The following is a 7,149-nucleotide window of genomic DNA, read 5'->3' as shown; positions in this document are numbered from 1 at the left end:
CCACCTTCTGTGGATTAACCTAATCACCGACTCTCTGCCCGCTCTTGCTATGGCTACCGAGAAGGCTGAGCCAGGCATTATGAAGCGTAAGCCTCGCAACCCTAAGGACGGCATCTTTGCAGGTGGCGTTGGTTTTGACTGTCTTGTTCAGGGCTCTATCATTGCTCTTCTCACCATTGTCAGCTATTTTATTGGCCATTACTTTGAGTATGGAACCTTTGACATCTCACAGGTCATTGCTAACCCAGAGGCTGGTGTTGAAGGCATGACCATGGCATTCTTGACGCTTTCTATGGTTGAGATGTTCCACTCCTTTAACATGCGTTCTCTGCGCGGTTCCATCTTTAAGCTAACCAGCCAAAACATTTGGCTGTGGGGCTCTTTTGTTATGTCTTTGATTCTCACCTTTGTGGTAATTGAGACACCACTTTCTCAGGCATTTGGCTTTGCTGAGATTGGCTTTGAAGAGTACGCCATGGCAATGCTTTTAGCTGCATCGATTATTCCTCTGATGGAGCTTTATAAGGCTGTTATGCGCTCTGTTCAAAAGAACAAGGCATAAGGTAGAGGAGTACTCTTGTCCGCTAAGCGTACAAAAAGTTCCAAAAAACTAGGAGCCGGCAGGACTCAAGGGTCTCTGCCGGCCCTTTCTTCATTGCTGGATGTTCCAGCGTTTGAGCAGCTGACTCCATCGTCGGCTCAGATAAAGGCCTATGACGGTATCGTGACCGAGCTTGAAGCTCAAGGAGTTTCTCGCCAGACGATGACCATGGCCTGCGTGGTCCGCTTGGATAGGGGATTTCCTGCGGTTGTGTCAGAGCAGGGAGAGTTTCGCGCCGAGTTTGCTGCGCGCGTGACCAAGGGCCAGAACTCCACGGTAGCCGTTGGTGACTGGGTGTGTGCTCGCATTCCGGACTCGCACGATATGGGCATCATCGAGGCCATTCTGCCGCGAGAGACCGATATTGCTCGCTGGAAGGGCGGAGCTCGTGGTCAAAAGCAGACTTTGGCCGCAAATGTTGACCTTGTGCTTGTGGTACAGGCTTTGGACGGAGAGACTATCTCGGTAGATCGTATTGTGCGCTCAGCAGTTATTTCTAAGGACTGCGGTGCTACTTGTGCCGTGGTACTCACTAAATCAGATGTTGCGGGACCGGAACTTTTGGCTCAAGAGATTTCTTCTATTACCGCAGCTCTTGGCTCTACGGTAAAGATTGTTGCAACGGCTTCAAAGCTTGAGGGCGAGAAACCCGAGGCACTTGCAGACCTTGCGCAGACCGCCCAAGATCTTGGAGCTGCATGGGGAATCGATGCTGTTCGCAGCCTTGTTCCTTACGGTTCCATAGCCATCGTGCTTGGTGAATCAGGTGCTGGTAAATCAACGCTTCTGAATGCGCTTTTGGGACACGAAGCGCTTGAAACGGGAGAAGTTCGCGAGTCCGATAAGGCGGGACGTCATACAACGGTTGCTCGCCGTATGGTAGCGCTTCCTGACGCTGGTGTTATTGTGGACGAGCCAGGGCTCAGAAGCTTGCCTATTGTGGGCCATGAGAGGGGATTACAGAAGATATTCCCACACATCTCTGAAGCTGCTCAGACGTGTAAATTTAGGGATTGCACCCATACTCACGAGCCAGGATGTAGCGTTCAAGACGCCCTGCATGAGGGCAAGATTACAGAACCCCAGTTAAAGGCCTATTTATCTCTGGCAAAAGAAATGCGAGAAAGCCAGCAATTGCTTGACCCTGATGTTGTGCTTTAAGCTTTAACAGCGTAAATCCTCTAAGCACCCTGGCTTGACTAGGGTGCTTTTTTGTCAAACCAGCAGGAAACATGCTATATTGAAATCAACGAGGGTTGGTCCCGCCCAGTAATGGGGAGGGTCAACCATCGTTCATGAGTCAGGCAAATCACTTAGAAAATCATTTATTACAATCCCTCTAAAAATGTAGCAGTTATGATTTTCTAAAAATTTTTATATATCAAATTGGATAAAAATTTAAATTACCCATTTTTCATTGCGTCGCTGTAGTCTGTTGATACATTACTTTGTGTCAGATTCGCGTCAGCTATCGGACATATTTGTGCAGGTAAATCTTTTGTTTTTGTCCTCCTTCTCTCAACCCGAGCGCACAATCGGTATATCGCAAATGGAGGGGAGGAAAAAAGTGACTAAGAAAACAAGAATTTTGATTTCTGTGTTGAGTGCACTTCTAGCTAGTTTTTGTTTTTTTGCATATGTGCAAAGTGTCCGTGCAGATGCAGAGAAATCACGAGCAGAAGCAATACAAAAATACGGCGGAGAACTTACTTCAATTTTGGTGGCCACAAAACAAATAGAGCCCGGAGAAACTCTCTCATCTTCTAATACACAGGTAAAAAGCTGGATTTCTGATCTGATTCCTGAGGGTGCAATTACTAATCCAGAAAGTGTTATGGGTCGAACGGTTTCATCTGTTATTGGAGTTGGCATGCCTGTTGTTTCTCTTCATCTGCGATCAGTCACCTCTCAGATTTCTATTCCAGAAAATCTTGTTGGTCTCACTATTTCTCATGGCGAGAAGTACGGATTAGCTGAGAGGCTTAGTGCTGGTACAAAACTTGCGGCGTATGAGGTCACCGATTCTCTTATTACCTGTATTGCCTCTGATATTGCGGTATTGTCAGATGATACCGAGGGTACTCTTTACACCTCTTCTTCTGTAACGCTTGGATTAACTCCTGAACAGGTTCCTGCTGTGCTTTCTGCATATGCTCGAGGAACACTCCGCTTTACTCTTCCGGGATCAAAGATTAATGCTCAGGACTTACTACACAACAATTCTTACGTTGAAGAAGAAAACCCAAAAGATTTATCTGACACAACAAATCAATCAAGCCCATCATCTGCAAGTGAAGATGTGCAGCCAGAGAACCCTGTTTCTCCAACAGCCGACCAAAACAGCAACAGTGCGTCACAAGCAGATTCGTCTACTAATCCAGGAGGTGAAGCGTGATGTTAGAAAAGTGGATCTCATACGTAGGTCTTGACGCACGCGTTGAGATTGGAGCCATTCTTACGTACTTAGGTATCAGTAATAGGTGTGAGTTTACAGATTCTGCGGCATCTCTTAGATCAATTGTTGCTCGTTCAACTCCTCAGGATTATTCAGTCTTGATTGGTAATACCGGCTCCGATGTTTCGGATATAAATCTTGCTGCTGCGATTGTTAAAGACGGAAACGCACGCTGTGTAGTGCTAGTAAGGTCTGGCGCTTCTGGATCACTTCGTTCTAGAGCAGCTAAAGCAGGAGTTGATTTAGTTATTGACCCTATGGAATTGGGGGATCTGGTAAAGGTTGGAAGAGGATATCAATCATACGGGGCTGACAGGCTTTCTCAGCCTTTACCAGAAGCTTCAGATTATGTTGCCAGTATCCAAGAGCTAAATACCTATCTACAATCCCTTATTCCTCTTGATAAGACTTTAAAAGCTCCGATTCTGACGTTCACTTCAGGAAGAGGAGGAGTGGGAAAGACCACACTTGTTTCTTCAATGGCTCTGATTGCTTCTTCTTGGGGCTTGAAGGTTGCGTTAGTTGATTTTGACCTGTCTTATGGAAATGCTTTTGAGAAGCTTGGAATTAGACAGCCAAAAGACTTCTCTGATCTTGTTGCTGATGTACCTTCAGAAAAAGAGAACCTTCTAGAAAAGGCAACTTGTATCCATAAAAATTTGTATCTTTTTGGTCCTTGTGTAAAACCTGAAATGGCAGAACTCCTCTTTCCTTGTGTGAGTCATTTTCTTCAAGCTGTTTCTGGTTTGGTTGATTTGGTGCTCGTAGACACTACGACGGCATCAACAGATTGCTATGCTCAGGCAGCACAATGCGCAGATAGGCTGGTTATTGTTTCAGAGAACCCTCTTACGTGTATTAACTCTTTAGCAAAAGTAAGTGGACTTGCAGTGCGCCTTGGAGTGGCAAGGACTCGCATTATCCGACTTGAGAACAAAGCAAATCCAAGGGTTAAACAGGACTTCTCTGTTGGAAAAGCAGAGGTTGGTCTTGAAGCTGCAAAGATGTTTAGGATTTTTGAAGGCGGACCAGGGTTTCAAGAGCTTATTCAGCAAGGAAAGCTTTCTGTGCTGTTACAAGAGGAAACTTCATTTGCACAGTCGGTCTCTTTTGTACTTGCGCATTTTCTTAACGAGTTAGGCATTCTTCCACAACTGCGCGAGGCTCAAATTGCCCTGCAAGCAACTCCTGAGAAAAAGCCATTTAGCTTATTCAATAGGAGGAAGGAGGTGGGTTAATGCTTGTCTTTGAACGCGTTGCTAAGCAAATTGAGGCTCAAGATGAGAATGACTCACTACTCCAAAAAGAAGTATTTCAGAAGGCTAGAAAAAAGATAAAAGAAAAACTTGTTTCTCGATTAGGACTTTCTACAGTTTCTTCTCTCATTACAGGCAGTGATATCGATCGTGTAAGAGACGAACTAAGAGTTACCTGTGAAGCAATTGTTAATGAAGAGAAGGACGAGCTTTTTAGTTCAGTTGACTATGAGGAAACAATCGAACAGGTAATCAATGAGGTGTGTGGTCTTGGTCCAATTCAGCCGCTACTGAATGATAAAGATGTTACTGAAATCATGATTAACGGTTGCAACAATTTGTTTTACGAGAAAAACGGCGAGCTATTTGAATCAAAAACAGTCTTTGACTCTGAAGAGCAGATTTTGATTGTTATGGATCGTATCTTATCTCCATTAGGAAGAAGGCTGGATAGGGTAAGTCCTATTGTTGACGCACGACTTGAGAATGGAGACCGTGTCAATGCAGTTGCAAGCCCTGTTGCAGTGAACGGCACTTCAGTAACTATCCGAAGATTCACTGGAAAAATTACTTCTTTGGACCGGTTAGTGGAAATGAAATCGCTGCCTCAATGGCTTGCAAGATTTTTGTCTTGGGCTGTGAAGTGCAGACAGGGAATCGCGGTTGTTGGAGGAACAGGATCCGGTAAGACTACGCTTTTAAATGCACTTTCATGTGAAATTTCAAAGTCAGAAAGAATTGTCACTATTGAGGATTCAGCGGAGCTTAAGTTCGATTCGCATCCAAATGTTGTCAGGCTAGAGGCTCGGCCCGCCTCAATAGAAGGAACAGGAGAAATAACCATTAGATCATTGGTGAGAAACGCGCTCCGAATGAGGCCAGATCGCATTGTAGTAGGAGAGGTAAGAGGTGAAGAGTGCATTGATATGCTGCAGGCTATGAATACAGGTCACGACGGTTCTTTAACTACATTGCATGCCGGAACCGCTCAAGAGGCAATATTGCGCCTAGTGTTGATGGCTCGTTTTGGAATGGACTTACCTGCAGAAATCATAGAAAAGCAGATTGCCACTGCACTTGATCTGATAGTTATGTCTCAAAGATTTCCTGATGGAAAACGATATGTGACCAGCGTTTCAGAAATCTCCTTGTCTTCGTCAGGATCAATTGAAGTGCAAGAGGTGGTGTCGTTTGACGCGCAGAAAAGAAGTTGGCTTTTTGTAAAAGTTCCTTCTTTTATCAATCGTGCAATACAAGAAGGAATACTCAATAAAAAGGAGGTTACTTCATGGATGTCTTTACTTCCTCAATCACAGGAGGTGTTTTTGGAGTAATTATTTATTTTCTTGTATGCAACGGTGAGGAAAAAACTGTTTCTCAAATAAATGCACGAGTAACAGGTTATGTAGTTCAGTTTTTTCAATTTGCACGCAATAGCACTTTTGTCCAGCGCTTGCTCAAATGGGAACCTTTTTCTTATACATCAATGCAGCTACGTAATCGTTTTCTTTACAAATATGGGATTACCTTAGTCACTGATGCTTTCGTACTGTTTTTTATTAGTGGCATAGCTGGATCCATCTTGCTTGGTGTTCTATTTGAGTCTGCAATAGGTACGCTTTGCGGTGTTTTCTCGTTATTTCTCGTTCCTTATTTTCTATATGAACATGCCAAGCATCAATCTGCTTTAGAAATCGCCCATATGATGCCTTCGATTTTTAGAACAATCGCCGTTGCTCTTGGATCAGGTCTCACACTTTCACAATCTATTGAATATGTCAGTAAACACACAGAAGGTGTCGTATCAGAAAATTTTTATATTGCTGACATGCAAATCAAGTGCGGTTTTCCTATCGAAGAAGCTATTGAGGACTTGGCAGAAAGGTTGGATGCTCCAGGTGTTAATTTGCTGGCTAGCGCCTTAGTAATTTCACATAGAACAGGGTCTCCGCTTAAGAGTCTTTTACAGAAAACTGCCGAGTTAGTTGAATTACAAGAGAAGAATCAAAGGCTCATAGCAACAAAGACTGCTCAAGTTAGATTATCTGCTCGAATTGTATGTCTTCTCCCAGTTGTTTTATTGATTGTCTTGTCGCTTCTATCGCCGGACTTTCAAAAGGGTTTATTTACGCCATCGGGCGTTATATGCACATCAATTGCAATGGTCATGGATTGCGTTGCTCTTTTGATTATTCGAAGCATTATGAAAGGAGTAATGAAGTGATGGATTTACTATGCTCCGTATTATTTGCAACATGCATAGGTATTCTCGCCCTAGTTGTTCCCGTCAATTTGAATCATTTTGATGTCCATAGTTATTATCAGCAAATTATAAGAGGCATAAAAAGTCACAAGAGAATGAGCCTCCGGGCAAAGTCTGAGTTTACAAGAAAATCATGCCTACGTGAGATGCCAGAAATGATTGACATTTTGATTCTTGGGCTGTCATCAGGGCTATCTTTTGATTCAGCGCTTGATCTGTATTGTTTGCGAGAATCTGGAGAATTATCGAGAGAGCTTTCAAATGCTCATATGACTTGGAAGCTTGGTGCTACTACTCGCGAAGAAGCACTCAATCAGATGGCGGCAAAAGTAGGAGTTCCATCGCTTAAAAGCTTTGCGACTGTTGTGAATGAAGCGCTTACTTTTGGAACTCCTCTTGCAGAAATATTAGATAGACAAGCTTCAGTTCTTCGCGATGAGCAGCGTTCGCTGTTAGAAACGGAAATTGAAAAGATCCCAATTAAAATGCTCATCCCTCTAGGAACGCTGATTGTTCCAGCAATGTTACTTGCAATTTTAGGTCCCTTGCTTGGACCTGCATTTTCTTCTTAAGA

7 protein-coding genes are annotated in these 7,149 nt (G+C 43.8%); all 7 read left to right on the top strand.

Going from position 1 to position 7,149, the window contains the following annotated elements; all coding sequences use genetic code 11:
• The coding region (locus RWJ43_RS01260) for a cation-translocating P-type ATPase C-terminal domain-containing protein (protein ID WP_314006854.1) at window positions 1-562 on the top strand (562 nt) is incomplete at its 5' end.
• A gap of 15 nt (window positions 563-577) precedes the next feature.
• Window positions 578-1,762, top strand: coding sequence for a ribosome small subunit-dependent GTPase A (rsgA, locus tag RWJ43_RS01255; protein WP_314006852.1), 1,185 nt, complete (start codon window positions 578-580; stop codon window positions 1,760-1,762).
• Between the two features lie 406 nt (window positions 1,763-2,168).
• On the top strand, window positions 2,169-2,996 hold the full coding sequence (locus tag RWJ43_RS01250) for an SAF domain-containing protein (protein ID WP_314006850.1): 828 nt from the start codon (window positions 2,169-2,171) through the stop codon (window positions 2,994-2,996).
• Window positions 2,996-4,294 carry a P-loop NTPase gene (locus RWJ43_RS01245; RefSeq protein WP_314006858.1) on the top strand — a complete coding sequence of 433 codons (1,299 nt, stop codon included), beginning with the start codon at window positions 2,996-2,998 and terminating at the stop codon, window positions 4,292-4,294. The genes RWJ43_RS01250 and RWJ43_RS01245 overlap by 1 nt, the downstream gene beginning before the upstream one ends.
• The gene (locus tag RWJ43_RS01240) at window positions 4,294-5,646 is read left to right on the top strand and encodes a CpaF family protein (RefSeq protein ID WP_314006848.1); all 1,353 of its coding nucleotides are present in this window, start codon (window positions 4,294-4,296) and stop codon (window positions 5,644-5,646) included. Before RWJ43_RS01245 ends, RWJ43_RS01240 begins: the two co-directional genes overlap by 1 nt.
• Window positions 5,601-6,536: a type II secretion system F family protein gene (locus tag RWJ43_RS01235; protein WP_232215500.1), complete on the top strand. Its 936-nt coding sequence runs from the start codon at window positions 5,601-5,603 to the stop codon at window positions 6,534-6,536. The genes RWJ43_RS01240 and RWJ43_RS01235 overlap by 46 nt, the downstream gene beginning before the upstream one ends.
• The gene (locus RWJ43_RS01230) at window positions 6,536-7,147 is read left to right on the top strand and encodes a type II secretion system F family protein (RefSeq protein WP_051479301.1); all 612 of its coding nucleotides are present in this window, start codon (window positions 6,536-6,538) and stop codon (window positions 7,145-7,147) included. Before RWJ43_RS01235 ends, RWJ43_RS01230 begins: the two co-directional genes overlap by 1 nt.
• Window positions 7,148-7,149: the final 2 nt, after the last annotated feature.

Origin of the sequence: Lancefieldella parvula, from assembly GCF_963530955.1 — a bacterium.
In the GTDB taxonomy this organism is placed as follows: Bacteria; Actinomycetota; Coriobacteriia; order Coriobacteriales; family Atopobiaceae; genus Lancefieldella; species Lancefieldella parvula_A.
The sequence above is the reverse complement of the archived record's forward strand: the minus strand, read 5'-3'. Positions and strand labels throughout refer to the sequence as shown.

Excerpts from the sequence above, each read along its gene's own strand:
- RWJ43_RS01245 (WP_314006858.1), top strand. The coding sequence starts at position 2,996 with ATGTTAGAAAAGTGGATCTCATACGTAGGTCTTGACGCACGCGTTGAG.
- RWJ43_RS01235 (WP_232215500.1), top strand. The coding sequence starts at position 5,601 with ATGGATGTCTTTACTTCCTCAATCACAGGAGGTGTTTTTGGAGTAATT.
- RWJ43_RS01230 (WP_051479301.1), top strand. The coding sequence starts at position 6,536 with ATGGATTTACTATGCTCCGTATTATTTGCAACATGCATAGGTATTCTC.
- RWJ43_RS01240 (WP_314006848.1), top strand. The coding sequence starts at position 4,294 with ATGCTTGTCTTTGAACGCGTTGCTAAGCAAATTGAGGCTCAAGATGAG.